General features: G+C 64.0%; 23 protein-coding genes. 20 read left to right on the top strand and 3 right to left on the bottom strand.

Annotation, left to right across the window (positions count from 1 at the left end; genetic code table 11):
- Window positions 1–55: 55 nt before the first annotated feature.
- The 6 genes from L4X63_RS14695 to aroC all read left to right on the top strand — a co-directional run bounded on the left by L4X63_RS14695 (window position 56) and on the right by aroC (window position 7,542).
- The gene (locus L4X63_RS14695; protein WP_250679399.1) at window positions 56–1,324 is read left to right on the top strand and encodes a chloride channel protein; all 1,269 of its coding nucleotides are present in this window, start codon (window positions 56–58) and stop codon (window positions 1,322–1,324) included.
- A gap of 128 nt (window positions 1,325–1,452) precedes the next feature.
- Window positions 1,453–1,923, top strand: coding sequence for a hypothetical protein (locus L4X63_RS14690; RefSeq protein ID WP_250679398.1), 471 nt, complete (start codon window positions 1,453–1,455; stop codon window positions 1,921–1,923).
- A 13-nt stretch (window positions 1,924–1,936) separates the two neighbouring features.
- Window positions 1,937–2,440, top strand: a complete 504-nt coding sequence (locus tag L4X63_RS14685; RefSeq protein WP_250679397.1) for a glycine zipper family protein — start codon at window positions 1,937–1,939, stop codon at window positions 2,438–2,440.
- Window positions 2,441–2,577: 137 nt separating this feature from the next.
- Window positions 2,578–4,137, top strand: coding sequence for an apolipoprotein N-acyltransferase (gene lnt, locus L4X63_RS14680; protein WP_250679396.1), 1,560 nt, complete (start codon window positions 2,578–2,580; stop codon window positions 4,135–4,137).
- 195 nt (window positions 4,138–4,332) lie between these two features.
- Window positions 4,333–6,426 (top strand): glycogen debranching protein GlgX, encoded by a 2,094-nt coding sequence (glgX, locus tag L4X63_RS14675; protein WP_250679395.1) that lies wholly within the window; start codon window positions 4,333–4,335, stop codon window positions 6,424–6,426.
- 30 nt (window positions 6,427–6,456) lie between these two features.
- Entirely contained in the window at window positions 6,457–7,542 is a 1,086-nt protein-coding gene (gene aroC / locus L4X63_RS14670) for a chorismate synthase (RefSeq protein ID WP_250679394.1), read from the top strand.
- A 6-nt stretch (window positions 7,543–7,548) separates the two neighbouring features.
- Here aroC and L4X63_RS14665 read toward each other — a convergent pair whose 3' ends face one another.
- Both L4X63_RS14665 and L4X63_RS14660 read right to left on the bottom strand, forming a co-directional pair.
- Window positions 7,549–7,983 (bottom strand): surface-adhesin E family protein, encoded by a 435-nt coding sequence (locus L4X63_RS14665; RefSeq protein WP_250679393.1) that lies wholly within the window; start codon window positions 7,981–7,983, stop codon window positions 7,549–7,551.
- Window positions 7,984–8,006: 23 nt separating this feature from the next.
- Entirely contained in the window at window positions 8,007–8,462 is a 456-nt protein-coding gene (locus L4X63_RS14660; protein WP_250679392.1) for an SRPBCC family protein, read from the bottom strand.
- Window positions 8,463–8,764: 302 nt separating this feature from the next.
- Between L4X63_RS14660 and L4X63_RS14655 the strand changes: the two genes are divergently transcribed.
- The 5 genes from L4X63_RS14655 (at window position 8,765) to bioC (ending at window position 13,838) form a co-directional block, all read left to right on the top strand.
- On the top strand, window positions 8,765–9,634 hold the full coding sequence (locus L4X63_RS14655) for a sterol desaturase family protein (protein WP_250679391.1): 870 nt from the start codon (window positions 8,765–8,767) through the stop codon (window positions 9,632–9,634).
- Window positions 9,635–9,773: 139 nt separating this feature from the next.
- The gene (locus tag L4X63_RS14650) at window positions 9,774–10,898 is read left to right on the top strand and encodes a metallophosphoesterase (protein WP_250679390.1); all 1,125 of its coding nucleotides are present in this window, start codon (window positions 9,774–9,776) and stop codon (window positions 10,896–10,898) included.
- Between the two features lie 89 nt (window positions 10,899–10,987).
- Window positions 10,988–12,160 carry an 8-amino-7-oxononanoate synthase gene (gene bioF, locus L4X63_RS14645; protein ID WP_250679389.1) on the top strand — a complete coding sequence of 391 codons (1,173 nt, stop codon included), beginning with the start codon at window positions 10,988–10,990 and terminating at the stop codon, window positions 12,158–12,160.
- A 49-nt stretch (window positions 12,161–12,209) separates the two neighbouring features.
- The gene (locus L4X63_RS14640; protein WP_250679388.1) at window positions 12,210–13,028 is read left to right on the top strand and encodes an alpha/beta fold hydrolase; all 819 of its coding nucleotides are present in this window, start codon (window positions 12,210–12,212) and stop codon (window positions 13,026–13,028) included.
- Window positions 13,029–13,838: a malonyl-ACP O-methyltransferase BioC gene (gene bioC / locus L4X63_RS14635; RefSeq protein ID WP_250679387.1), complete on the top strand. Its 810-nt coding sequence runs from the start codon at window positions 13,029–13,031 to the stop codon at window positions 13,836–13,838.
- A gap of 76 nt (window positions 13,839–13,914) precedes the next feature.
- Here the strand turns inward: bioC and ettA are convergent, their stop codons facing one another.
- Complete coding sequence (ettA, locus tag L4X63_RS14630; protein WP_250679386.1) at window positions 13,915–15,600, bottom strand: energy-dependent translational throttle protein EttA; 1,686 nt, start codon at window positions 15,598–15,600, stop codon at window positions 13,915–13,917.
- Between the two features lie 155 nt (window positions 15,601–15,755).
- Here ettA and L4X63_RS14625 point away from each other — a divergent pair, with 155 nt between their 5' ends.
- The 9 genes from L4X63_RS14625 to lpxA all read left to right on the top strand — a co-directional run bounded on the left by L4X63_RS14625 (window position 15,756) and on the right by lpxA (window position 26,079).
- Window positions 15,756–17,075 carry an RCC1 domain-containing protein gene (locus L4X63_RS14625; RefSeq protein ID WP_250679385.1) on the top strand — a complete coding sequence of 440 codons (1,320 nt, stop codon included), beginning with the start codon at window positions 15,756–15,758 and terminating at the stop codon, window positions 17,073–17,075.
- Window positions 17,076–17,244: 169 nt separating this feature from the next.
- Entirely contained in the window at window positions 17,245–18,723 is a 1,479-nt protein-coding gene (lysS, locus tag L4X63_RS14620) for a lysine--tRNA ligase (protein ID WP_250679384.1), read from the top strand.
- Complete coding sequence (locus tag L4X63_RS14615) at window positions 18,724–19,974, top strand: lipoprotein-releasing ABC transporter permease subunit (RefSeq protein ID WP_250679383.1); 1,251 nt, start codon at window positions 18,724–18,726, stop codon at window positions 19,972–19,974.
- On the top strand, window positions 19,967–20,644 hold the full coding sequence (locus tag L4X63_RS14610; protein ID WP_250679382.1) for an ABC transporter ATP-binding protein: 678 nt from the start codon (window positions 19,967–19,969) through the stop codon (window positions 20,642–20,644). Before L4X63_RS14615 ends, L4X63_RS14610 begins: the two co-directional genes overlap by 8 nt.
- Window positions 20,645–20,735: 91 nt before the next feature.
- On the top strand, window positions 20,736–23,159 hold the full coding sequence (bamA, locus tag L4X63_RS14605; RefSeq protein WP_250679381.1) for an outer membrane protein assembly factor BamA: 2,424 nt from the start codon (window positions 20,736–20,738) through the stop codon (window positions 23,157–23,159).
- Between the two features lie 21 nt (window positions 23,160–23,180).
- On the top strand, window positions 23,181–23,696 hold the full coding sequence (locus L4X63_RS14600; protein WP_250679380.1) for an OmpH/Skp family outer membrane protein: 516 nt from the start codon (window positions 23,181–23,183) through the stop codon (window positions 23,694–23,696).
- 1 nt (window position 23,697) lies between these two features.
- Window positions 23,698–24,762 carry a UDP-3-O-(3-hydroxymyristoyl)glucosamine N-acyltransferase gene (lpxD, locus tag L4X63_RS14595; RefSeq protein WP_250679379.1) on the top strand — a complete coding sequence of 355 codons (1,065 nt, stop codon included), beginning with the start codon at window positions 23,698–23,700 and terminating at the stop codon, window positions 24,760–24,762.
- 80 nt (window positions 24,763–24,842) lie between these two features.
- The gene (fabZ, locus tag L4X63_RS14590; protein WP_250679378.1) at window positions 24,843–25,277 is read left to right on the top strand and encodes a 3-hydroxyacyl-ACP dehydratase FabZ; all 435 of its coding nucleotides are present in this window, start codon (window positions 24,843–24,845) and stop codon (window positions 25,275–25,277) included.
- Between the two features lie 22 nt (window positions 25,278–25,299).
- A complete protein-coding gene (gene lpxA / locus L4X63_RS14585; RefSeq protein WP_250679377.1) occupies window positions 25,300–26,079 on the top strand; it encodes an acyl-ACP--UDP-N-acetylglucosamine O-acyltransferase in 780 nt (259 codons plus the stop codon).
- Window positions 26,080–26,135: the final 56 nt, after the last annotated feature.

Here is a 26,135-nt window from a genome sequence, read left to right as displayed (position 1 = left end):
TTCCGCAGGGGGACGGGCTCTCCCGGAGCCTTCCTTTCCGGGAGGCTAGCGAACCATGGGACTGAGACGTAAGACATACGTGCAGGTGACGATCTGGACCGCGGCCGCCTTGGTGGGAGGGGCCGCGGTTCTTTTTGCGCGCCTGGTCGGCCTCATGCAGAAGGGGTACTTCGCGCTTTTTACCGGCCACCCCTACCTGATGGCGGCGGGGACCCCGCTGCTGTTCGTGCTCGCCACCCTGCTGGTACAGCGCTTCGGCCCCGACGCCCGCGGAAGCGGCATACCGCAGGTCCTGGAGGCCATCGACCGGGCCCAGGAGGCGGGGAAAGACGATCCGCCCCCCTGGGTCAGCTCGCTCGTGTCGGTGCGAACCGCGCTGGTGAAGGTCCTCTCCAGCGCCACCGGTACCCTGGCCGGGGCCTCCATCGGCCGCGAGGGGCCGACGGTGCAGATCTCCGCCTCGCTCTTCGCCGCCTTCGGGAGGTTCCTCCGCAAAAGGGCCCCCGAGGTCGACTTCCGCACCTTCCTGACCGCGGGCGCTGCCGCCGGGGTGGCCGCCGCCTTCAACGCCCCCCTGGCCGGTATCGCCTTCGCCATCGAGGAGGTGACCGAGGGGATCCTCGGGGAATTCCGGGAGATGATCATGCTGGCGGTGATCGTCTCCGGTATCGCCGCCATGGCCTTGGCAGGCAACTACCTCTACTTCGGGCACCCGAGCCTCCACCCGCAGACCCCGATCCTTTTCCCCGAGACGCTGGCGCTCGCCGTGGCCGGCGGGGTGGCCGGCGGAGCCTTCGCCCGCCTCCTGGCCCACCCGGAAATCTTCGCCCTTCCGAAAGAGCCGTGGCGCAAGGCCCTTTACTGCGGCATCCTCTGCTCGGCCCTCAACTTCTTCAGCCACGGGACCACGGGGGGCTCCGGCTACGAGATAACCAAGCACTACCTGGAGAGCGAGACCACCGGCAGCTGGCCGCTTCTCTTCGCTCCCGAGAAATTCTTCTCTACCGTGCTCTCCTACCTTTCCGGCATGGCGGGCGGGATTTTCTCCCCCTGCCTTTCCATCGGCGCCGCCATCGGGCTGTCGTTCGCCAAGATCTGCCACCTGGCCAACTTCAAGGCGTGCGCGCTGCTCGGCATGGTCGGTTTTTTCTCCGGCGTCGTCCAGGCCCCCCTCACCGCCGTCATCATCGTGATGGAGATGACCGACGAGCACAGCCTCATCATCCCATTCCTGGTGGCCGCCTACCTCTCCCGCATCGTGGCCCGCACCATCATGCCGACCCCTCTCTACCGTTACCTGGCCGACCGCAGCCGTACCGGTTGATCGCGGTGGCTGAGGCCTCCCGTCACGGTTGCCGCGCCGCCTGCGACCGGGGCCATCCATTCCCGTTCCCCCCCTAACGGCGTATACTAACGGTAAGAATAAAACTTCCGTCTAAAAGGGGGGTCGCCATGAAACACAAGCTCTTCATCGTCTTGTTGCCGCTCATGGTTCTCGCCTGCTGCCTGTCGGCTTCACTCGACGACTCGGCCTATGCGCAGCGTGGCGGGCGCGGAGCTTTCGTCGGACGGGGTGGGGGAGGCCATATCGCGCGCGGTGGCGGGTTCCGCGGTGGCGGCTATCATCACGGCGGCCACTTCGGCGGGGGCGTATTCATCGGCGGCCCCTGGTTCTGGGACCCCTTCTTCTATCCGTTCTACCCGTACTATGCCTATCCCTACTACTCGTCGCCTTCGGTGATCATCCAGCAGCAGCAACCCCAGGAGTACATCATGCAGCCGAGCGCTCCGGAGCAACCGCAGGGATACTGGTACTACTGCAAGGAGTCCAACGGCTACTACCCGTACGTCAAGCGCTGTCCCGGCGGCTGGATGAGGGTGGCTCCCACCCCGGCCACGCCACCCGAGACGCCACCCGAGTAGAAGGAGGCATCCCATGGAAAAGATGACCCTCAAGGTGCTGACCCTGCTCGCCCTCCTGCTGGCGGCGGGGTGTGAAACGATGCCTACCGGGCCGAGCGTGATGGTCCTGCCGGCTCCGGGCAAGGCGTTCGACCAGTTCATGACCGACGACGCTCTCTGCCGTCAGTGGGCAGGCGAGCGGATCGGGATGTCACCCGGTGAGACCGCTAGTAACACCACCGTCAAAGGGGCGGCGGTGGGGACGCTGGTCGGAGCCGGTGCGGGTGCCGCCTTGGGCGCCGCGGCGGGGAACCCGGGTGCCGGCGCCGCCATCGGAGGTGGGAGCGGGCTTCTCCTGGGGACCGCGGCGGGGTCCGGCTCGGGCCGCTACTCCGGCAACGAGGCCCAGCGCCGCTACGACATCGGTTACGTCCAGTGCATGTACGCGAAGGGAAACCAGGTCCCCGGCGTGCGGGCGCGTACGCGTTCGCCCTCCTACCCGGTTCCTCCCGACTACCAGCCCCCTCCGCCCAAGTAAGAGGGTAGGCCGGACTCCCCCAGGGGCGCTCTTCGGGGCGCCCTTTTCGTACCCCCCTGGTGAATTGAGTTTGTGGGCCGCCTGTGATATCTTCCCAATTCTCCAACCTGCCGCTAACGCCACCCAAAGGAATCGCCGTGAACGCTGATCCCAGACTGAACTCCCCTCTCCTCCCCTGGCTGGCCGCCCTGGTGGGCGGTGTCCTCTTCTTCCTTGGCTACGTCGGATTCGACCAGTTCTATCTCGAGTGGATCGCGCTGGTCCCGGTCCTCTGGGCGATCCGCGGGCAGCGGCCGAAGCGGGCCTTTCTCATTGGGTGGGTAGCGGGGACGGTGGCCCACCTCGGCGGCTTCTACTGGATCGTCGGGATGTTCCGGCAGTTCGCCGGGGCGCCTTTGCCGGTCGGGGTGCTGGGACTCGTGCTCCTGGCCATGGCCAACGGGATCGTCTTCGCGGCCTGGGCGTGGAGTACCCGGCTCATCACCGGCCGGACCGGCTGGAGCGTGGTCTGGGTCGCCCCGGTCTGCTGGACCGTGGCGGAGTTCGTCTGGCCCGAGATCTTCCCCAACTATCTGGGCGCCAGCCAGTACCTCCTTCCCCGCCTGACCCAGATCGCCGATCTCACCGGCATCCTCGGGGTCAGTTTCCTGCTGGTCTACATCAACGCGACCGTCTACCACCTCCTGGTTTCTTTTGCCGAACGGCGCGCCTTCCCCGTCAAGAGCGCCGCCACTTTGGTGGCCGTGCTGGTGCTGGTGGTAACCTACGGGAGCTGGCGTATCGGCACCGTCGGCCGCGAGACCGCCGCTGCGGCCAAGCTGAAGGTCGGCCTGGTGCAGACCAACCGGGGCGGGGCGGAGAACCTTTCCGACCCCGACGCCCGGGTACGGGAACACCAGCAGATGTCCCGCTCGCTGGCGGCGTCAGGCCCCGTCGACCTGATCGTCTGGCCGGAAGGGATCTGCGGGCTGAGGATGTCGAGCCGGGAGGGGAGCATTCCCCCGGCCCTTTTGGGCGCCACCGGCACCCCCATGCTGGTGGGGGCCTGCATCGTGCAGCAGCAGGCCGGCAAGACGATGCAGGTCTCCAACTCGGCCCTGCTCACCGACCCGGCGGGAAAGATCCTCGGCACCTACGACAAGAGCATTCTGGTTCCCTTCGGCGAGTACATACCGCTCGGGGACCTCTTCCCCGTCCTCTACTCATGGCTCCCCTACACCGCGAAATTCACGGCCGGCACCAGCAATGCCCCTCTCATGCTCGGCAACCATCCCCTCTCGGTCAGCATCTGCTACGAGGACATCTTCCCGGCCCGCATCCGCCGTCTCATGAGGGGGGGAGGGGAGCGTAACGTCCCCCAGGTGATGTTCAACCTCACCAACGACTCCTGGTACGGGAACTCCACCGAACCGATGGAGCACCTGGCGCTGGCGAGCTTCCGCTCCATCGAGCACCGGCGGGCACTGGTGCGGGTGACCAACACCGGGATCTCGGCCTTCGTCGACCCGGTCGGCCGGATCGTCAGCCGTACCGGGGTCTGGACCCGGGAGGCCATCGAGGACCGCGTCCCTCTCATGAACGGGCGGACGATCTATCTCCGGTTCGGCGACTGGCTGGGGTGGCTTTGCACCCTCCTCGCGGCCGCCGGCCTCGCCCTTTCGTGGAAAAAGGCGCGGAACAACGAAACGGCATCCTGACCCTCCCGCTAGGGGGAAGGGAGCGTTGGCACTCGCGTGGGCACGGGTGACCAACCTACGGCGGCACTCTACTCTCACGCGACGGTTCCATCAGGGGCTTTCTCAATTTGACTAGGGTGCCGGATGGTCTATAGTTCTCAGTGGATCGATTCCTTCTCCCCATCTCTCACTCAGTGGTAACCGGAAAGCGGGTCTATGGCTATAGTTACTGACAGATCCGGCCACAAGTACTGTGAGCTGCACCGTGGAAACAGCTCCCCGTTAGGCGCCACCGTCTTTCCCGGCGGCGTTAACTTCAGTGTTTTCGCCCGGGACTGCACGGCGGTAGAGCTGCTCCTTTTCGACGACCCCGACGACGGGGTCCCCTCCCGGATCATCACCCTCGATCCCCGGCGCAACCGCACCTACCACTACTGGCACATCTTCGTCCCCGACGTGGGCCCCGGCCAGCTTTACGGCTACCGGGTGGCCGGCCCCTTCGTTCCCCAGCGGGGGCTTCGCTTCGATCCCGGCAAGCTGCTGATCGACCCCTACGGCCGCGCGGTCGCGGTACCCAAAGGGTACGACCGGAGCCTCGCCTGCGTACCGGGCGACAACACGGCCTGGGCGCTGAAGAGCGTGGTCGCCGACCCGAGGGGATACGACTGGGAGGGGGACGTTCCCCTCAAGCGCGCCTACGCAGCCACCGTCATTTACGAGATGCATGTGGCAGGCTTCACCAAGCACCCCTCCTCAGGAGTGAGCGAGGAGAAACGGGGAACCTACGCCGGTCTGATCGAAAAGATCCCCTACCTCGTGGAGCTCGGTGTCACCGCGGTGGAACTGTTGCCGGTCTTCCAGTTCGACCGCGACGACGCCCCCAACGGACTGCATAACTTCTGGGGCTACAGCCCGGTCTCCTTCTTCTCCCCCCATGCCGCCTACAGTTCCCGGCAGGATCCCCTGGGCCCCCTGGACGAGTTCCGCGACATGGTGAAGGCGCTGCACAAGGCCGGCATCGAGGTGATCCTCGACGTCGTTTTCAACCACACCACCGAGGGGGATCACAACGGCCCCACCGTCTGCTTCCGCGGCTTCGCCAACGACGTCTACTATTCCCTCGACCCCGACGGCAACTACCTGAACTACACCGGCTGCGGCAACACCATGAACGCCAACCACCACGTGGTGCGCCGGCTCATCATCGACAGCCTCCATTTCTGGGTCAAGGAGATGCACGTCGACGGCTTCCGTTTCGACCTGGCCTCCATCCTTTCCCGCGACGGCGAGGGAAGGCCGCTCAAGAATCCCCCCATCCTCTGGGACATCGAATCCGATCCCGCCCTCGCCGGGATCAAGCTGATCGCGGAGGCATGGGATGCCGGGGGGCTCTACCAGGTGGGGAGCTTTATCGGCGACAGCTGGAAGGAATGGAACGGGGAGTTCCGGGACGACGTCCGGCGCTTTTTGAAGGGGGACAACGGGGTGGTCTCCCGCTTCGCGGCGCGGCTTTTGGCCAGCCCGGATATCTACGGCCACCAGGAGCGCGAGCCCGAGCAGAGCATCAACTTCGTCACCTGCCACGACGGCTTCACCCTCAACGACCTGGTCTCCTATACCCGCAAGCACAACGAGGCCAACGGCGAGGACAACCGGGACGGCTCGGATCTCAACCTGAGCTGGAACTGCGGCTACGAGGGGCCCAGCAAGGACCCCGCCCTCGAATCCCTGAGGAACCGGCAGGTGAAGAACTTCCTGGCGGTCACCCTGCTGGCCCTGGGGACCCCCATGATCCTGATGGGGGACGAGGTCCGGCGCACCCAGCTCGGCAACAACAACGCCTACTGCCAGGACAACGAGATCGGCTGGTTCGACTGGAACGACCTGGAGCGCCACGCCGACGTCCTCCGCTTCACCCGGGAACTGATCACCACCAAGATTCGGCACAGCGACCCGGCCATGGCCGACAAGGCCCTCAACCGGCTGCTCGGCCAGGCCCGCCTCGAGTGGCATGGCGTCAGGCTCGGCTCCCCCGACTGGAGCCACGAATCGCACAGCCTCGCCCTCACCGCCTGGAGCATGAGCCGCCGGGTGGTCTTCCACTTCATGCTCAACGCCTACTGGCGGCCGCTCTGGTTCCACCTCCCTTCCCCGGACCGGCTCCCCGGCCGGGAATGGTACCGCTGGATCGACACGGCGCTCCCCTCCCCGGAGGACATCGTTCATTGGGATCATGCCCCCGCCGTCCAGGAGGATCGCTACCTGCTGACCGCCCGTTCGCTGGTGGTCCTGGTTGCCCGGCGTTTCTAACCCCTTCCGCACCCCACAAAGGAACCCATCATGTCATCGGTTTTCGGCACCCTCTACCGGGTATCCACCTTCGGAGAAAGCCACTGCCAGGCGGTCGGCTCGGTCGTCGACGGCTGTCCCGCCGGGCTCGAGCTGAGCGAGGAGGACATCCAGCCACAACTCAACCGGCGCCGCCCCGGCCAGAGCACCCTGACCACCCCAAGAAACGAGGTGGACGCGGTGACCATCCTCTCCGGGGTGGAAAACGGCTTCACCCTGGGGACCCCCATCGCCCTCATGGTCCGCAACCTCGACCAGCGCCCCGGGGACTACCAGGAGATGTCCACCGTCCCCAGGCCGTCCCATGCGGACTTCACCTACCAGGAGAAGTACGGCCGGCGCGCCGCCAGCGGCGGGGGGAGGTCGAGCGCGCGGGAGACCATCGGACGGGTGGCGGCCGGGGCCATCGCGGAAAAGTTCCTCCGCCAACGGCACGGCGTGGAGATCGTTGCCTGGGTGGACTCCGTCGGCGGGATTGCCGGGGGGGCGGTCGACCTGGCGAGGATCGAACGGGAACTGGTGGATGCCTCACCGGTCCGTTGTCCGGATCCGCAGGCGGCCCAGTCGATGATCGAGCTGATCTCGCAGGTGAGAGACAACAAGGACTCGGTGGGAGGGGTGGTGGGGTGTGTCTGCCGCAATGTCCCGGCCGGGCTGGGGGAGCCGGTCTTCGACAAGCTGGAGGCCCTCCTGGCCCACGCCATGCTTTCCATCCCCGCCACCAAGGGGTTCGAGATCGGCTCCGGGTTTGCCGGGAGCACCATGAGGGGGAGCCGCCACAACGACCCCTTCGTCCGGAAAGGGGAGCGCCTCGGGACGTCGACCAACTACAGCGGCGGGGTTCAGGGGGGGATCTCCAACGGGGAAGCCATCTACTTCAGGGTCGCCTTCAAGCCTCCCGCCACCATCGGGCTGAGCCAGCAGACGGCGGGCTTCGACGGGAGCGACACCGTGCTGGAGGCCCAGGGGCGCCACGATCCCTGCGTGGTCCCCCGGGCGGTCCCCATCGTGGAGAGCATGGCGGCCTTGGTCATCATGGATCTTCTGCTCAGGCAGGAGTACCGCCGCGAGAGGTAGCGGCTGCTAGCGGCAGGCGAGGGCCGCCACCAGGCTCATACGTGCCTGGGGGTCGACCGGTTCCCAGTCGGTCAGCTGCGACACGCCGGTGTAACGGAGAGTCCCCCCCTGACGGTCCAGGTGGGTCACATCGAGCAGGCGGCTCTCCATCTCGTCGCAGTCGATCTCGTGGTGGTAGCGCGTCTCGTACAGGTTGGCGAGCTTGCCGTCGGTCGCCAGGATCTTCAGCGCCTCCCGCTTCCCCTCGTCGGTGTAGACCACCCGGGTCGTTACCTTGACGAGGCCGGCCTTGGGCGGCTTGGCCTCCCCCGCGTCATAGAAGTAGCTAGAACCCTGGTTCTCGTCGATCAGGACCCATTTGGGGTCCTCGCCCCAGGCTGCCGGTGCCCATCCCGGGGCCACGAGCAGGAAAGCGAGACAGGCGAACGTGGTCGATCTCATCGTCACCTCCGGCTTGCCGTGGATCACCCCCGGCCGTCCATTTCTTCGGCCCGCGACTTGAGCCGTTGCATCTCCGTGTTGATCCCGGACATGATCTCCGCCTCTCCCGGCACCGCCCCCTGCACCTTGAACGAGCGGGTCTGCAGGTCGAGGTCGTATTCCAGGTAAAGGGGCGCCACCGGGCTCTGCCGTGCGGTCCGCACGATCTTCGTCACGATGAAGCCGGTGAACTGAGGGTGCTCGACCAGTTCGTGCCGCAACTCGCCGTCGTAGGGGCGCACCAGGATCCTCTCTTTCACATCCTCGCCGTGCAGTTTCATATCCCTGACAACCCATTCATCCGTCCTCTCGGTTATCCGCGCCTCGGTGACCCCCGGCAGGTACCGCCCGGGATTCTCCAGCCGGTCCATAAGTAACTTCCAGAGCGTCTCGTATTCGGCATGTACCAGGATCTGCACGGTCTTGACGATCATCGGCATGGGGCCCTCCTTGCTTCATCAGGAACGAAAGCTGCGGTCGCTGACGGTGTAATGCGGGTGCTGTTGAGAACATTCTAATTGTAAGGCGGCGGTTTGCGTGGTCAAGAAGGGGAGCATGCGGGAGGTCTTCGCCGAAGGGCCCCGAATTGACAGCGGGGGGCGGGAAGCTACAATGGGGGGCATCCATTCCCTTGGCGGCACGGCTTCCCCCTGGCCTGACACGCGGTACCAGCTGACTCCCTGCAGGAGTGACCGGGATCCGCCACCGCCGCCCGCAAGATCAATAGCGAAAGGAGTTCAACGTGTCCCGCAGATCGCGCACCATGACCGGACAACTTCCCGGCTGGCTCAACGCCACCCTGATTTTCGGAACCTTCGCCGCCGTCACTTGCCTTGAACTGGCTCGCCCCCTGAGAAGGACCCGACAGGAGAAGCTGGCCCGGGATGTCAGAAACGGCGCCATCGCCCTGCTGGCGGGGACGACCGTTTCGCTGGCCGAGAAGCCGGTGGTGACCCGGCTGACCCTGGCGGTGGAAGGGAAGCAGTTGGGACTGTTGAAGCTGGTGAGGCTTCCGGTGGCGGCGGAGGTTATTCTCTCCGTGCTCCTGCTCGACTACACCCTTTTCATCTGGCACTACCTGACCCACAAGGTCCCGTTCCTTTGGCGCTTCCACAAGGCCCACCACGCCGACCTGGACCTTGACGCCAGCACTGCGCTCCGCTTCCACTCCGGCGAGTTGATCCTGTCGGTACCCTGGCGGGCCGCCCAAATCGCCCTCCTCGGCATCTCCCCCTTTTCCCTGGCTCTCTGGCAGACCCTCACCCTCCTGGCCATCATGTTCCACCACTCCAACCTGCGGCTCCCCCTCCCGGTCGAGCGGCTGCTCTGCCGGTTGATCGTCACGCCGCGCATGCACGGCATCCATCACTCCATCGTCCGTGCCGAGACCGATTCCAACTGGTCGACCATCTTCAGCTGGCCGGACTATCTCCATGGTACCATCCGGCTCAACGTGCCGCAGGACGGCCTGACCCTCGGGGTGCCGGATTGCCAGGATCCCCGGCAGGTGACGCTGGGAGAGATGCTGGCCTTGCCTTTCCGTCCCGCTCCCCCCTACGTGGAGACCGTCCGCGCCCCCGCCTCGATCCCGGCCACCACCCTGGCGGGGTGAGGCTCACGGAAGCCCCCATGGGACCGGGATGGGGCTTATCCGGCAGCAGGCCGTGGCATGGTGCCAGGTCAACTTGTTTACATCGCCTGCCGGGCGTGTGTGTGGTAAAGTGGCCGCATCTCTTGCGAGGTGACGGTTAATGCTCCTGTTTCTTGTATTTTACTTCTGCATCTATGGCGGTGCCCACCTTTACCTGCTCTCCCGTACGGTACACACCTTCCATCTCTCCCCCCCGTTTCCTGCCCTGGCCGCGCTCTTTGCCCTGGTCATGGTGCTGGCCCCCATCCTGGTGAGGACGCTGGAGCGTTTCGGCTGCGAGACGGCGGCCAAGGTGACCGGCTATCTCGGCTATCTCTGGATGGGCTTTTTCTTCCTTTTCCTGAGCGCCTCGATGGTTATGGACCTGCTGCGCGGAGTGCTGGCCCTGGCGGGCCGGCTTTGGGGGCAGCCGGTTGGCATTTCTGGACCGGTGGTAATCGCGGTTTCGGCGGGCGTCGCCCTGGCCTCCACCGTGTACGGTTATTTCGAGGCCCGCTCCCTGAAAATCGAGAGGGTGACCCTGGCCAGCGGCAAGATCCCCGCGGGGGAGAAAATCCGGATCGTTCAGGTCTCGGACGTTCACCTGGGGCTGATGGTCGGCCGGGAGAGGCTCGAGCGGATCCTCGCGGAGATCGAACGGTTGCAGCCCGACCTGGTGGTCAGCACCGGCGACCTCGTGGACGGACAGAAGGACGGCCTCCGCTTCCTGGACCATGAGCTCGCGCGGCTCCAGCCGCCCCTCGGGAAGTATGCCGTGCTCGGTAACCACGAGGCCTTTGCCGGGGCCGCTCCCTCCTCCTCCTTCACCGAGCACGGCGGTTTCCGTTTGCTGCGCGAGGAGTCGGTCGAGGCAGGGGACTGCCTGACCATCGCCGGGGTCGACGATCCTGCCCTTTCCCGTGGAGGCAAAGGGGCCACCGATCACCTCCTTCTTCGCGGCCATGCTCCCCAACGCTACACGATCCTCCTCAAGCACCGCCCGGCGGTGGAGAGGGAGGCGGTGGGGCTCTTCGATCTGCAGCTCTCCGGCCACGTGCACAAGGGGCAAATCTTCCCCTTCAACCTGCTCACCCACCTGGCATATCCGGCAAAGATGGGGCTTTCCGAGGTCGGCGGCGGCTCGTTTCTCTATGTAAGCCGCGGCACCGGCACCTGGGGGCCTCCGGTCCGCGTCCTCGCTCCCCCTGAAATCACCGTGATCGACCTAGTTTCCTCTTCCCTCTAGTCGTTAACCGCTTTGGCTCGACCGGTTGACGGGTGGCCCCGCCTGTGTTAAAAACAGAGGTCCGGCCTTCATCAGGCCGAGGAGGGATCATGGGGAGATACGCAGAAGAGCTTGAATCGTTGCGGGCCGAGGGGCTTTACCGCGATTTGCGGATCATCCGGGGTGCCCAGGGGAGCCGGGTGGAACTGGAGGGAAAGGAGGTTCTCCTTCTCTGCTCCAACAACTACCTCGGGCTTGCCGATCATCCGCTGCTGAAAAGGGCCGCCGCCGAGGGGGCCAGTCTCGGGGCGGGAAGCGGTGCATCGCGGCTGGTCTCGGGGACCATGGAACTCCACGAGATCCTCGAGGCGCGCATAGCCGCCTTCAAGCGGAGCGAGACCGCCCTCCTCTTCAACTCCGGCTATGCCGCCAACACCGGGATTGTCTCCGCCCTGGTCGGCCGCGGGGACGCCATCTTCTCCGACCGGCTGAACCACGCAAGCATCGTGGACGGAGCCCTCCTTTCCCGCGCCTCCTTTTACCGTTATCCCCACTGCGACATGGCAGCGCTGGAGCGTCTTCTGGAGGAAAGGGGAGGGAAGGGGAGGAGGCTGATCGTCACCGACGGTGTCTTCAGCATGGACGGGGACATTGCACCGTTGAGGAAACTGGTCGAACTGGCCAGGCGCTACGATGCGCTGCTGATGGTGGACGACGCCCACGGCTGCGGCGTGCTCGGAGAGACCGGGCGCGGCAGCGCGGAACTTTTGGGCGTCATGGACGGCGTCGACATCCAGATGGGAACGCTTGGAAAGGCCTTCGGCAGCTTCGGGGCCTATGCCGCTGTCTCGCGGGAAATCCGGGAGTACCTCGTCAACAAATCCCGCAGCTTCATCTTCTCCACCTCGCTTCCCCCCGCGGTGCTGGCCGCTTCGCTGGCCGCAATCGAGCTGGTGGACTCACCGGAGGGGGCGCGGCTGAGGAGCCGGCTGCGGGAGAATGTTTCTCTCTTCAAGCAACGAATCGCCGCGGCGGGCTTCGATACCATGGGGAGCGAGACGCAGATCATCCCGATCCGGGTTGGACCGGCCGAGGCCACCATGGAATTTACTCGGCGCCTCCTGGAGCAGGGGATCTTCGTCCAGGGGATCCGCCCACCAACCGTTCCCCAGGGGAGCTGCCGGCTGCGCTGCACCATCATGGCCACCCACGAGACCGCCGAACTGGAGGAGGCCGCCGAGGCCATCGGCAAGGTTGGTAGGGAACTCGGGGTAACAGAATAACCCCATCCTCACCCCCGCCCTCCCGTTGAAGGGGAGGGACAGGAGCATCATGCCTTTAATAGAACTTTCACAGGCAACCCTAAATTACGAGGAGATCGGCAGCGGGCGGCCCATCGTCTTTGTGCACGGCTGGGCGATGTCGGGCAGGGTATGGCATTTCCAGCGGGAGCTCGTGGACTGCGGCCGGCTGGTCTTCCTGGACCAGCGTGGACACGGCCACTCCGCCACCGCCAACGGCTATGCGCTCGAGGATTTCGCGGGCGACTTGGCCGGCTTCTTCGACGCCCTCCAGCTGACCGATGCGGTGCTGGTCGGCTGGTCGCTCGGCGTGCAGGTCGCTCTGCAGGCGTTCCCGAAGCTGCGCGATCGCCTGTCGTCGATGGTGCTGATCGGCGGCACCCCGCGTTTCACCACCGACGAGGGGTATCCCTACGGGCAGGCACCGAACGAGGTGAAGGGGCTGGGGCTCAGGTTGCGCCGGGATTACGCGAAGACCATGGGGGATTTTTTCAAGGGGATGTTCGTGGAAGGGGAGATGGACAATGCACGGTACCAGCGGATCGTGCACGAGATCGTCATGAACGGAAAATCCCCGGACCAGGGGGCCGCCACCGAGGCGCTCAAGATCCTTTCCACTGCGGACCTGAGGATGGGCCTGTCGGAAGTGGACCGGCCGGTACTGCTCGTACACGGAGAGCAGGACGCCATCTGTCCCGCGTCGGCCTCAACCTTCATGGCCCAAAGGATGCCGCATGCGCCCTTGGAGATCATGCCGGGGTGCGGGCACGCGCCCTTCATGACGCAGCCGGAGCGCTTCAACGAGATCGTCCGGACCTTCCTGCGGGCGTCCGGGGAGCAAGGGAGCTAGATGGTCGCCACTATCGACAGGGATAAGGTGCGCGGTTCCTTTCACCGGCATGCGGCCGAATACGACCGCCACGCGCAGGTACAGCCGCGGGTGGTGGACCGGATTGCCGCCATGGTCGAGGCGGAAGAGCTCCATCCCCGGCGTTTGCTGGACGTCGGTTCCGGAACGGGAAAGCTCCTCGGCAGACTGGCGGAGCTCTATCCTGATGCGCTGACGGTCGGGGCGGATCTCGCCTTCGGAATGTGCCAGGCCGCCTCGGCTGTTCTGGCCGACCGCAAGGTCTGCGTGGTAAACGCCGACGCGGAAAGGCTCCCCTTCGGCACCGCCTCCTTTGACCTGGTCGTCTCGACTTCGACCTTCCAATGGCTCTCCACCCTCGACAATGCCTTCAGCGAGATGAACCGCGTGCTTCTGCCGGGGGGGCTCTTCTGCTTCGCCCTCTTCGGAGAAAAGACCCTGTTTGAGCTGCGCGAGTCGTACCGGTCGGCCCTTTCCGGCGGTCCCGACCGTAGCCTCGACTTCTTCACGACGGAAGATGTCCGCTTCTCCATGGAGAAGGCTGGCTTCTCGGCGGTCAACGTCTTCTCTGACCTGGAGGTGGAACGGCACGCGGACGTTCCGGATCTTCTTCGCTCGATCAAGCGGATCGGCGCCAATACGACCGCTCCGGTAGCGAGGAAGGGGCTGTCGGAGCGGCGGGTGATGCTGGAGATGATGGAGAGCTATCGAAGGAAGTTCGGGGACGAGAGCGGCATCCCGGCTACTTACGAGGTCATCTACGGGATTGGGAGGAAGAGCGGGAAGGGGTGAGGGCAAAAAGTAGCTACAAAAAAAGGGACACCCGCTTGGGCGTCCCTTTTTTTATTGTGCAAGCTTTGTGACGTGATTACACCCTGGTCAGCTGGCGGTAGTGGATGCGGTGGGGCTGGTCGGCGGCGGTGCCGAGACGGGCATGGCGGTCTTCCTCGTACTCGGAGTAGTTCCCTTCGAACCAGACCACCTTGCTGTCGCCTTCGAAGGCGAGGATGTGGGTGGCGATCCTGTCCAGGAACCAGCGGTCGTGGGAGATGACCACGGCGCAACCGGCGAAGTTCTCGAGCGCCTCTTCGAGCGCACGCATGGTGTTCACGTCGAGGTCGTTGGTCGGTTCGTCGAGCAGCACCACGTTGCCGCCGTCCTTGAGCATCTTGGCCAGGTGGACGCGGTTTCGCTCGCCGCCGGAGAGCATCCCTACCTTCTTCTGCTGGTCGGTGCCGGAGAAGTTGAAGCGGGCCACGTAGGCGCGGGAGTTGACCAGCTGTTTGCCGAGCTGCAACTGCTCCTGGCCGCCGGTGATGACCTCCCAGATCGACTGGTTGGGATCGAGGGCATCGCGGCTTTGGTCCACGTAGGCGAGCTTTACGGTTTCCCCGATCTTGAAGCTGCCGGCATCGGGCTTCTCCTCGCCGGTGATCATCTTGAAGAGGGTGGATTTACCCGCGCCGTTGGGGCCGATCACGCCGACGATGCCGCCCGGCGGGAGCCTGAAAGACATTCCCTCCACGAGGAGGTTGTCGCCGAAAGCTTTCTGGACATTCTCCGCCTCGACGACCACGCCCCCCAGACGCGGCCCGGGCGGGATGTAGATTTCAAGGTCCTTTGCATGCTTCTCGCTCTCGGTATTGAGCAGTTCCTCGTAGGAGGTGATGCGGGCCTTCCCCTTGGCGTGGCGTCCCTTGGGGGACATGTTGATCCACTCCAACTCGCGCTTGAGGGTTTTTTGGCGCTCGCTCTCGGCCTTTTCCTCCTGAGCGAGGCGGGCCTGCTTCTGCTCCAGCCAGGAGGAGTAGTTGCCTTGCCAGGGGATCCCTTGGCCGCGGTCCAGTTCGAGGATCCAGCCGGCCACGTTGTCGAGGAAATAACGGTCGTGGGTGACGGCGATGATGGTGCCGGCATAGCGTTGCAGATGCTGCTCAAGCCAGGCCACCGACTCGGCATCCAGGTGGTTGGTCGGCTCATCGAGGAGCAGGATGTCCGGCTTCTGCAAAAGCAGGCGGCACAGTGCCACGCGGCGCTTCTCGCCACCCGATAGCACGTTTACCGGCGTGTCGCCCGGCGGGCAGCGCAGGGCGTCCATCGCCATCTCAAGCCGGCTGTCGAGGTCCCAGGCGTCCAGGTGGTCGAGTTTCTCCTGGACCTTCGCCTGGCGGTCGCAGAGCTTCTCCATCTCCGCGTCGCTCATCTCCTCGCCGAACTTCATGTTGATCTCGTTGAATTCGTTCACGAGGTCCACCACTTCCTGGACCCCCTCCTCCACGCACTGGCGTACCGTCTTGCTCTCGTCGAGCCGCGGCTCCTGATGCAGGATCCCGACCGTGTAGCCGGGGGAGAGGATGGTCTTGCCGTTGAACTCCTTGTCTTCGCCGGCCAGGATCCTCAAGAGCGAACTCTTGCCCGAGCCGTTGAGACCGAGTACGCCGATCTTGGCGCCGTAGAAATAGGAGAGATAGATATCCTTGAGGACGGGTTTCTTGTCATAAAACTTGCTCACTCCAATCATGGAGTAGATAACCTTGTTTGGTTCGATTGCCATGCCGCCTCGCAGCCTCCGTAAGTTATGAAATGAAGTGTCATTCTTACCTTGAAGGGGTGTCGAGTGTCAACTGCCGAATGGACCAGTCCCTCCTTGACTTTCTCACAGAGGTATAGTTAAATCCGCTGATATTTAACCCAATGAGGCCGACCTACATGAAAATCATACAAAGCGCCCTGCTGCTGGCGTTTGCGGCGCTGATCTCCCTTCCCCTCACCGGGTGCGGGAGCTCATCCACCCAGACCATCCCCCTCACCGAGACCATCTTCTACGCCCACACCTTCCTCCCCGGCAACAACGGCACCCTGCTTGCCAGCGGGTATAACGCCTATGGCCAGTTGGGCGATGGCTCTCTCAACGGGTCCTCCTCTTTTCACCAAGTGACCACTGCGACTGGGATGACCACGGTTTCGGGGTACTCGGCCGGCGCCAACCACTCGCTCGCTTTCCGTAACTACACCGTCTGGTCCTGGGGGTGCAACTTCAACGGGCGGCTCGGCGTGGGGGATAACCCGCCGACCACCGGCATCAGCGCATTCAGCCCGACTCCCCACTCGTTGGTGATCAACCAGACCATCCTGGATCAGACCCCGGTGACCGGTGTCGCGGCAGGATGGGTACACTCCCTCGCGTTGGCTGCTCCCACCGGGACCAGCCAGGGGAGCGTTTGGGCGTGGGGGGACAACTCCTACGGCGAGCTCGGGATCAACAACCTCGCCATCGCATCCTCCTCCACTCCGGTGCGGGTCCAGGTGATGGATCCCAATACCAATACCGCCGTCAATTTCACCGGGGTCAAAAAAGTGGTCGCCGGTGGGGGGCACAGCCTAGCCCTCAAAACGGACGGCACGGTGTGGGGCTGGGGGTACGGGCGCTACGGCCAGACGGGAAAGGCGGACGGCAGTAACGTCGCCATCCCCACCCAGATCGCTTTCCCCTCGGGGACCACGGTGACCGATATCGCCGCGGCGGGGAGCTACAGCCTCGCTGTGGTGGACGACGCCAACGCCGGCGTCACCGGAGAGGTCTACGCCTGGGGGTTCAACGGTTACGGCCAGTTGGGGAACAGCCACACTTCGACGACCGCCAACGCCACCCCCACCCTGGTAGTCGATGCGGCAGGCAATCCCTTGACCGGCGTGACCAAGATCTCCGCCGGCACCATGTTCGTGCTTGCCCTCACCGACCACGGGGTCTACGCCTGGGGATACAACCTCAAGGGGCAGCTCGGCACCGGCACCAACGAGCTGAACATCACCTACGCCGTGCCGGCCAAAACGATTAATGCCATCGCAGACACCAAGGGGTTCCCGGGTGTCACCGACATCCTCGCGGTCGGCGACAGTTCGCTGGCCAAGGTCGCCGGCACCTGGTACGGATGGGGGGACTACGGCTGGGGGCAGCTCGGCCTGCCGGTGCCTAACAACGCCGTCGCCTACCTGCTGGAGCCGATGGCAATTCCCATGCCTCAATAAAGAGATCCCCACCTGGTGCGGGTGGTGATTTTGCCTCCGGAAAAAGGGGCGCTGCTCTCCTCGCGCTGAGGGCGGTTTCAGCCCCTTTTCCCTTGACTGCCTAAAACTGTTGGGCTAATTTGACGGATTGTTCCACAGCCCAGATACCGAAGAAAGGTTGAAAGAAAATATGGAAGAGTTGAGCGAACTGCTGTTGCAGAGAAGGCGCAAAGTCGATGCACTCTGGGAGGCGGGAATCAACCCGTATCCCAACGATTTCAGACCCGAACACACCTCGGCCGACGTCCGTGATGCCTATGGCGACAAGGATGTCATCGAAGAGAACCCGCAGCAGTTCGTGCTGGCCGGCCGCATCCTGGCCCGCCGCTCCTTCGGCAAGGCCGCCTTCGTTCAGCTCCAGGACCGCAAAGGGCGCGTCCAGCTCTACCTTAAAAAGGACACCCTTGGCGAGGAGCTGTTCGCCGAGTTCGAGAATTACGACATCGGTGACATCGTCGGCGTATCCGGCATCCCCTTCCGCACCCAGAAAGGGGAGCTCACTGTCAACTGCGATACCATCCGCCTGTTGACCAAGTCGCTCCTGCCGCTTCCGGAGAAGTTCCACGGCCTCACCGACGTCGAGACCCGCTACCGCCAGCGCTACGTTGACCTCATTGTCAGTCCCGACGTGCGCGAGGTCTTCTTCAAGCGCTCCCGCATCGTCTCCCTTATCCGCGAATTCATGACCCGTCACGACTTCCTCGAGGTCGAGACTCCGATGATGCAGCCGATCCCCGGAGGCGCCACAGCCAAGCCGTTCATCACCCATCACAACGCGCTCGACATGCAGCTCTACCTGAGGATCGCTCCCGAACTGTATCTGAAGCGCCTGGTGGTCGGCGGCCTCGAGCGGGTCTTCGAAATCAACCGCAACTTCAGGAACGAGGGGATCTCCGTCCGCCACAACCCCGAGTTCACCATGATGGAGTTCTACCAGGCCTACGCCACCTTCGAGGACCTGATGAACTTCACCGAGGAGCTCCTTTGCCACGTGGCCCAGGAAGTCCTCGGGACCCTCGACTTCACCTACGGCGGCGAGCCGATCAGCTTCCAGCGCCCCTGGCAGCGTTTCACCGTCAAGGAGGCCATCGTCCACTTCGGCGACATCGACGCCAAGTCGCTCGAGGACCGCGACTTGGCCTACGCCTACGCCAAGAAGATCGGCCTCGACCTCACCGAGGACATCGGCTACGGCAAGCTCATCACCGAGATCTTCGAGGAGATCGCCGAGCCCAAGCTGATGCAGCCGACCTTCATCACCTCGTACCCGACCGAGGTCTCGCCGCTCTCCCGTAAGAACGACCACGACCCGGAGTACGTCGACCGTTTCGAATTCTTCTGCGCCGGCCGCGAGATGGCCAACGCATTCTCGGAGCTGAACGACCCGCGCGACCAGAAGGAGCGCTTCCTCGCCCAGGTGGCCGCCAAGGCCAAGGGGGACGAAGAGGCCCACTTCATGGACGAGGACTACATCCGGGCGCTGGAGTACGGGCTGCCGCCGACCGCCGGCGAGGGGATCGGCATCGATCGCTTGGTCATGCTCCTGACCGACTCCCCGTCCATCCGCGACGTCATCCTGTTCCCGCAACTCCGTAAAGAGGCAAAGTAGATGCCCTTCGAGCTCTTCATTGGGCTTAGATACCTCAAGGCCAAGCGCAAATCGACCTTCATCTCGCTGATCACCCTCATCTCGGTGGCCGGCGTGGCGCTCGGCGTCATGGCCCTCATCATCGTCCTGGCGGTGATGACCGGCTTCGAGGAGGACCTCAAGGACAAGATCCTGGGGACCAACGCCCACATCGTGATCCTCAACAGCGAAGGTCCGATGGAGGATTACCAGAAGCTCCTGAAGAAGGTGGAGTCGATGGACGGCGTCGTCGCCGCCACCCCCTTCATCTATAACCAGGTCATGCTTTCCTCCGGCAAGAACGTCTCCGGCGTGGTGCTCCGCGGGGTCGAGGTGGCGACCGACGCCAAGGTCACCAACCTCCACAAGTCCATGGTGGAGGGGAACCTTACCGCCCTGGACGACATGACCGCCAAGACGCCGGGGCTCGTGATCGGCAAGGAGCTCGCCAAGAACCTCGGGCTCTTCGTGGGCGATTCCATCGACGTGATCTCCCCGATGGGGAATATAACGCCGCTTGGGATGATGCCCAAGATGCGCCGCTTCAAGGTGGTCGGGATCTTTAACACCGGTATGTTCGAGTACGACTCCACCCTGGCCTACGTGTCGCTCGGCGAGGCGCAGCAGTTTCTGGGGATTGGGGACGTGGTGACCGGCATCCAGCTCAGGGTGCGCGACGTCTACAAGACCGGCCAGCTCTCCGCCAGGATCGACCAGGAGCTGGGCCCTCCCTACCACGCCCGGGATTGGATGCAGATGAACAAGAACATCCTCTTCGCGCTCAAGACCGAGAAGAGCGTCATGTTCATCATCCTCACCCTGATCGTGCTGGTGGCGGCCTTCGGGATCGCCTCCACGCTCTTCATGGTGGTCATGGAGAAGACCCGCGACATCGCCATCCTCAAGTCGATGGGGGCGACCAGCCGCAGCATCATGAGGATCTTCATCTTCGAAGGGGTGATCATAGGAGTCCTCGGGACGGCGATCGGCGTGCTCGGGGGACTTCTGGTGGCGCTCAACCTGGAGCCGATCGTTACGGTGATCCAGAAGGTGACCGGTTTCGAGCTCTTCAGCAAGGACATCTACTACCTGGACCATTTTCCGTCCAAGGTCATCCCCTCCGACGTCCTTTTGATCAGCGTGACCGCCATCGTCATCTCGTTCGTCGCCACCCTCTACCCTTCGTGGGCCGCCTCGCGGATGGCCCCGGCGGAGGCGCTTCGCTATGAGTAACCTCCTCGAGGTCAGGGACCTCTACAAGTCCTACGGCAACGGGACCAAGGTCGAGGTCCTCAAGGGGATCGATCTCGACGTCAAGGGGGGGGACACCATCGCCCTGGTCGGCCCCTCGGGGGCCGGCAAAAGCACCCTCTTGCACGTGATGGGGACCATCGACCGGCCGACCTCCGGGAAGGTCACCTTCGACGGCCGGGAGATCTTCAACCTCTCCGACCAGCCGCTGGCTGCCTTCAGAAACCGCTCCATCGGTTTCGTGTTCCAGTTCCACCACCTGCTGCCGGAGTTCACGGCGCTCGAGAACGTCATGATGCCGATGCTGATCGGCGGCGACAAGCGTGCGGCGGCCGAGCCGAGGGCCAAGGAGCTGTTGGGGGAGGTGGGGCTCTCCCACCGGATCACCCACCGGCCGGGCGAGCTCTCCGGCGGCGAGCAGCAGCGGGTGGCCATCGCCCGCGCCCTGGTCCGTTCGCCCCGTCTGCTCCTGGCCGACGAGCCGACCGGCAACCTGGACATGAAGACCAGCGAGGAGGTCCACACGCTCCTCTACTCGATCCAGAAGAGCACCGGGATCTCCCTGGTGATCGTGACCCACAACGAGCAGCTGGCCGCCGGGATGCAGCGCATCATCCGGCTGGTGGACGGGCGGATCGTCGAGGAGCGCTGACGGCAATCCTGCTGCGGCGCGAGTAGTTTTTTTGCCATTGCAACGTTTGGTTTTTTCTGGGGGAACATTGCTCCGTACAATCTCTTCAGCCATGCTCGCCGTAACCGTGCTGGCCTCTGCGGCCACTTCGTGGGCCGAGGCGGACAAGCCGTCCGCCGCCCAGGCCGCCGGTTCCTCCGTGCCTGCCACTCCCGCCTCCAACCAGGCCCCGGCTCCGGCCGCCCCCCAAGCGGCGTCCAGCGCGCCGGCCACGGAACTGGCTGCGGAAAGCGCCCTCATCAAGTCGGTGAAGATCAAGGGTAACCGCCGGATCGAGATCCCCGCCATCATGCAGGCGGTACGGGTCCAGCCCGGCGACCAGCTCGACCGCGACAAGGTGGACGCCGACGTGCGGGCCGTCTACAAGCTCGGCTACTTCCGCGACGTCACCGCCCAGGTGGAGACGGTACCGGGGGGGCTCGCGCTCGAGTACGTGGTGCAGGAAAAGCCCATCGTCCGCGACATCAAGGTCGAGGGGGCCAAGGAGCTTTCGGTCGACAAGGTCAAGGGCGCCCTCGAGATCAAGCCGAACGCCATCTACTCCTACAAGGAGCTGCAAAAGAGCGTCAAGAAGGTGAAGAAGCTCTACACCGACGAGGGGTACTACCTCGCCGACGTGGAGATCACCACCACCAAGCGCTCCGACACTGAGCTCGACGTCCTGGTAAAGATCAAGGAGGGGGAGAAGGTCCTCATCCAGCAGATCGTCTTCGACGGCAACCATGCCTTCGCGGACCGTAAGCTCAAGAAAACCATGGAGACCGGCGAGAAGTGGTGGCTCTCCTGGCTGACCGGGGCCGGTACCTACAAGGAAGAGGTGCTCAAAAACGACCAGGCGCTGATCGCCGACCTCTACATGAACAACGGCTACATCAACGTCAAGGTGGGCGAGCCCAAGGTCGAGCTCATGCCGGACAAGAAGGGGCTCAAGGTCTTTATCGGCATCACCGAGGGCGATCAGTACAAGATCGGCACCCTCGGCGTCAAGGGGGAGCTCCTGGAGAGTGCCGACCAGCTGATGAAGAAGCTCAAGGAGAAAAGCGGCGAGATCTTCAGCCGGAGCGCGCTGCGAAACGACGTCATCGCCCTGACCGACTTCTACGCCGACAAGGGGTACGCCTTCGCAAACGCCTCCCCGCTCACGAGCGTCCATCCCGATACCAAGACCATGGACATCACCTTCGACATGGAGAAGGGGCACCTCGTCCACATCGACCACGTGAACATCGCCGGAAACACCAAGACCCGCGACAAGGTGGTCCGCCGCGAGATACGGGTGGACGAGGGCGAGCTCTACAGCGCCACCGGTCTCAAGCGGAGCAAGCAGAACCTGATGAACACCGGCTACTTCGAAGAGGCCAACCTGGTTACCGCCAAGGGGTCCGCCCCCGACAAGCTCGACATCAACGTGGACGTGAAGGAAAAACCGACCGGGACCTTCAGCGTCGGCGCCGGCTACAGCTCGCTCGACGGCGTCATCGGCCAGGGCTCCGTGCAGCAGGCCAACTGGCTCGGCCTCGGGCTCAAGGCGACCGCCTCGGTGGCCTTCGGTTCCAAGTCCAAGACCTACAACCTCGGCCTGACCGACCCCTACTTCCTGGACAGCAAGTGGAACGTCGGCGCCGACGTCTACCGCAACGAGCGCCAGTACGTCGACTACACGAGGCGGGCCACCGGCGGCGACATCAAGGCCGGCTACCCGATCTCCGACAACATGGGGACCTTCTGGATCTACAAGTACGAGGAGAAGGAGATCCTGGACGAGTCCCAGGCGCTTTTGGAGAGTATCCACGCCGGCTCGGTGCTCCCGCCGGACACCCATACCACCACGAGCTCCATCACGGCGAGCATCAACCGGAACACCACCGACTACCGCATCGATCCCTCCTCGGGGATGATGGACTCCCTCTCCGTGGAGTTTGCCGGTATCGGCGGGACCAACCACTTCATCCGCTACATCACCGACCACACCCTCTTCATGCCGACCGGGTGGTCGACGGTGGCCTCGGTGAGGGCGTCGCTCGGTTACATCCAGACCTACACCTCGAAAGAGGTGCCGATCGACGAGAAGTTCTACCTGGGCGGGATCAACTCCCTGCGCGGCTATGCCTCCCGCACGGTCTGCACGACCAGGCAGGTGACCGCGGTCTCCCTCACGGACGGCCTCGGGGTCGGGACCACCGGCCAGGACTTCGTCTACCTGGGCGGCAACGTCGAGGCGGTGGCCAACCTCGAGTGGACCTTCCCGCTCCTCAAAGAGGCCGGGCTCAAGGCGGTCGTCTTCTTCGATGCCGGCAACTCGCAGGACACCTTCAAGGACACCTTCAGCAAGGTCCTCACCAGCTACGGCGCGGGTGTCCGCTGGTTCTCACCGATCGGGCCCTTGAGGCTCGAGTACGGCATCCCGATCAACCCGCGTTCAGGAATCGACAGTGCCAGCGGAAAGCTGGAATTTTCCATCGGAACTATGTTCTAATACCCCAGCAAGGAGCAGGTCATGAAACGTCTGATTTTCGCATTACTGCTGTTACTCGCACTTCCCCTCACCTCCCTGGCTGCCGAAGGTTCCAAGATCGGGACCGTCGACATCCAGAAGGTCCTTTTGATGTCGGACGCGGGGAAGGAGGCCAAGGAGCAGCTTAGCCAGAAGGCTGCCAAGTACGAGGCCGACAAGACCGCCAAGGAAGCCGAGCTCAAGAAGCTCAAGGGCGAGCTGGAAAGCCAGGGTATCGTTCTCAACGAGTCCGCCAGAAGCGCCAAGGAGCGCGACTACCAGCAGCGCCTCAAGGAGTACCAGCGCTTCCTGAAGGACGCCCAGGAAGACCTCCAGGGGAAAAACGACGAGTTCACCAGCAGGATCGTGGACGAGATCGTGAAGGTGGCCCAGGAATACGGCCGCTCCCACGGCTACACCGCCATCCTGGTCAGGAGCGAGACCGTCATCTACCTCGATCCTTCCGCCGACCTCACCGACGAAGTGTTGAAGTCCTTCAACGCCTCCAGAAAGAAGTAGCATGAAAAAGTCTCTCGCAGAGATCGCCCAGTACCTCGGGGGGACCGTTTCCGGCGACCCCGGGACCCAGATCGGCGGGCTGGCGACTTTGGACGACGCCGGGGAGGGGCAGCTGACCTTCCTGGCCAATCCGAAATACGCGGCCAAGGTGGCCACCACCAAGGCGTCGGCGGTTCTCCTCCCGGCCGGGGGGAATGCCCACGGCCATAACGCCATCTTCCATCCCAACCCGTACCTCGCCTTCGCCAAGCTCCTCACCCTCTTCTACACTGCTCCCGCCGTACCGCTCGGGGTTCTTCCTGGCGCTTTCGTGGCGGACGGGGTCAAGATGGGCGAAGGGGTGACCATCTATCCGGGCGCCTGCGTCGCCCCCGGGGTCACCATCGGCGACCGAGTCACCCTCTACCCTGGCGTGGTGCTCTACCCCGGAGTCACCGTCGGAAACGACGTCACCATCCGTGCCAACGTAAGCGTGCGCGAGCGCTGCCGGATCGGGGACCGCGTCATCATCCACGACGGAACGGTGATCGGGAGCGACGGCTTCGGCTACGCGCCGGACGGCGAATCCTGGTACAAGATCCCCCAGATTGGCATCGTGGTCATCGAAGACGACGTCGAGATCGGCTCCAACACGGTGATCGACCGGGCCGCCCTCGAAGTGACCCGCATCGGCAAGGGGACCAAGATCGACAACCTCGTGCAGATCGGCCACAACTGCATCATCGGCGAGAACTGCATGATCGTCTCCCAGGTCGGCATCTCCGGGAGCACCAAGGTGGGGAATCACGTCACCATGGGGGGGCAGGTCGGGGTGGCCGGTCATATCAAGATCGGCGACAACGCCATGGTCGCCGCCAAGTCCGGGGTTCATAACTCCATCGATGCCGGGCAGATCATGAGCGGCATCCCGGCCATCCCGCACCGCGAGTGGCTGCGGGTCTCCGGGCTGGTGCCGAAGCTTCCCGAGTTCAGGAAGACCGTCAACTCGCTGGAGAAGCGGATCGCCGAACTGGAGAAGATGGTAGCGGCCCTCACGGGGAGCGCACCGGCGGAGGGGGAGGAGTAGCCTTCCCCCCCAACCTTCAATTAATTGATAGCGCGCCGGACCTGACGGGCCTCGGCGCGAAACTACATCTAGGAGTCGGCATGCTCGATACAGTCCAAATAATGGAGATCCTGCCGCACCGTTACCCGTTCCTGATGGTGGACAAGGTCCTCGAACTGGAGGCTGGGAAGCGGTGCGTGGCGATCAAGAACGTCACCATGAACGAGCCCTTTTTCCAGGGGCACTTCCCGGGGCACCCGGTCATGCCGGGGGTGCTGATCATCGAGGCCATGGCCCAGGTGGCCGCCATCATGGCCTACCTCGCCTCCGGCGATGGCGCCAGCGAGAAGGTGAGCTACTTCATGGCCATCGACAACGCCCGTTTCCGCAAGCCGGTCAAGCCGGGCGACACCCTGAGGATCGAGGTCGAGACCATCTTTAACAAGCGCGGTATCTGGAGCGTGGCAGGGAAGACCTACGTGGGCGATACCCTGGTCACCGAGGCCGAGCTCAAGGCTACCCTGGCCGACAAATAGGCCAGGGCGGGAGAACAACTGTATGATCCACAGCACTGCAATCGTGTATCCGGGCGCCCAGATCGCCGACGACGCCGAAATCGGCCCCTACGCCGTGATCGGTCCCAACGTGAAGATCGGGAGGGGGACCAAGGTCGGTCCCCACGCCGTCATCGAAGGGTGGACCGAGATCGGCGAGAACAACACCATCTTCCAGATGGCCTCGGTGGGAGCCGTTCCCCAGGACCTGAAGTACAAGGGGGAGGAGACCTATCTGAAGATCGGCAACGGCAACACCATCCGCGAGTTCGCCACCCTGCACCTGGGGACGGTCACCGGCGACGGCGAGACCACGGTAGGCGACGGCAACCTCTTCATGGCCTACTGCCACGTGGCCCACGACTGCCACATCGGCTCCCACGTGGTGATGGCCAACTCGGCCACCCTGGCCGGGCACGTCACCGTCCAGGACTACGCCATATTGGGTGGGCTCTGTGCGATCCACCAGTTCTGCACGGTCGGGGAGAGCGTCATGATCGGCGGTGGCACCATGGTTGCTAACGACATCCCGCCGTACACCATCGTGACCGGTGAGGGGAGGGAGAACTCCCTGCGCGGCCTGAACCTGATCGGCCTGAAAAGGCGGGGCTTCTCCGAGGAGACGGTCTCCGGCCTGAAAAAGGCCTACCGGATCCTGACCTTCTCCGGGCTTAAGCTCAACGAGGCGGTGGAACGGATGAAGAACGAGGTTCCGCAACTGCCGGAGGTGGTGAACTTCATCTCCTTCATCGAGAACGCCAAGCGGGGGATACCCGGGCGGTAGCGGTTGGCTGGGGTTGGAAAGATAGCAGCTATTCGGCATCGACAATGAGGCTAAGG

This window comes from Geomonas sp. Red32 (assembly GCF_023652955.1).
Classification (GTDB): Bacteria; Desulfobacterota; Desulfuromonadia; order Geobacterales; family Geobacteraceae; genus Geomonas.
Note: the sequence above shows the minus strand (reverse complement) of the source record. Positions and strands in the feature narration are given on the sequence as shown.

Excerpts from the sequence above, each read along its gene's own strand:
- L4X63_RS14695 (WP_250679399.1), top strand. The coding sequence starts at position 56 with ATGGGACTGAGACGTAAGACATACGTGCAGGTGACGATCTGGACCGCG.
- L4X63_RS14690 (WP_250679398.1), top strand. The coding sequence starts at position 1,453 with ATGAAACACAAGCTCTTCATCGTCTTGTTGCCGCTCATGGTTCTCGCC.
- L4X63_RS14685 (WP_250679397.1), top strand. The coding sequence starts at position 1,937 with ATGGAAAAGATGACCCTCAAGGTGCTGACCCTGCTCGCCCTCCTGCTG.
- glgX (WP_250679395.1), top strand. The coding sequence starts at position 4,333 with ATGGCTATAGTTACTGACAGATCCGGCCACAAGTACTGTGAGCTGCAC.
- aroC (WP_250679394.1), top strand. The coding sequence starts at position 6,457 with ATGTCATCGGTTTTCGGCACCCTCTACCGGGTATCCACCTTCGGAGAA.
- L4X63_RS14665 (WP_250679393.1), bottom strand. The coding sequence starts at position 7,983 with ATGAGATCGACCACGTTCGCCTGTCTCGCTTTCCTGCTCGTGGCCCCG.
- L4X63_RS14660 (WP_250679392.1), bottom strand. The coding sequence starts at position 8,462 with ATGCCGATGATCGTCAAGACCGTGCAGATCCTGGTACATGCCGAATAC.
- L4X63_RS14650 (WP_250679390.1), top strand. The coding sequence starts at position 9,774 with ATGCTCCTGTTTCTTGTATTTTACTTCTGCATCTATGGCGGTGCCCAC.
- bioF (WP_250679389.1), top strand. The coding sequence starts at position 10,988 with ATGGGGAGATACGCAGAAGAGCTTGAATCGTTGCGGGCCGAGGGGCTT.
- L4X63_RS14640 (WP_250679388.1), top strand. The coding sequence starts at position 12,210 with ATGCCTTTAATAGAACTTTCACAGGCAACCCTAAATTACGAGGAGATC.
- bioC (WP_250679387.1), top strand. The coding sequence starts at position 13,029 with ATGGTCGCCACTATCGACAGGGATAAGGTGCGCGGTTCCTTTCACCGG.
- ettA (WP_250679386.1), bottom strand. The coding sequence starts at position 15,600 with ATGGCAATCGAACCAAACAAGGTTATCTACTCCATGATTGGAGTGAGC.
- L4X63_RS14625 (WP_250679385.1), top strand. The coding sequence starts at position 15,756 with ATGAAAATCATACAAAGCGCCCTGCTGCTGGCGTTTGCGGCGCTGATC.
- lysS (WP_250679384.1), top strand. The coding sequence starts at position 17,245 with ATGGAAGAGTTGAGCGAACTGCTGTTGCAGAGAAGGCGCAAAGTCGAT.
- L4X63_RS14615 (WP_250679383.1), top strand. The coding sequence starts at position 18,724 with ATGCCCTTCGAGCTCTTCATTGGGCTTAGATACCTCAAGGCCAAGCGC.
- L4X63_RS14610 (WP_250679382.1), top strand. The coding sequence starts at position 19,967 with ATGAGTAACCTCCTCGAGGTCAGGGACCTCTACAAGTCCTACGGCAAC.
- bamA (WP_250679381.1), top strand. The coding sequence starts at position 20,736 with ATGCTCGCCGTAACCGTGCTGGCCTCTGCGGCCACTTCGTGGGCCGAG.
- L4X63_RS14600 (WP_250679380.1), top strand. The coding sequence starts at position 23,181 with ATGAAACGTCTGATTTTCGCATTACTGCTGTTACTCGCACTTCCCCTC.
- lpxD (WP_250679379.1), top strand. The coding sequence starts at position 23,698 with ATGAAAAAGTCTCTCGCAGAGATCGCCCAGTACCTCGGGGGGACCGTT.
- fabZ (WP_250679378.1), top strand. The coding sequence starts at position 24,843 with ATGCTCGATACAGTCCAAATAATGGAGATCCTGCCGCACCGTTACCCG.
- lpxA (WP_250679377.1), top strand. The coding sequence starts at position 25,300 with ATGATCCACAGCACTGCAATCGTGTATCCGGGCGCCCAGATCGCCGAC.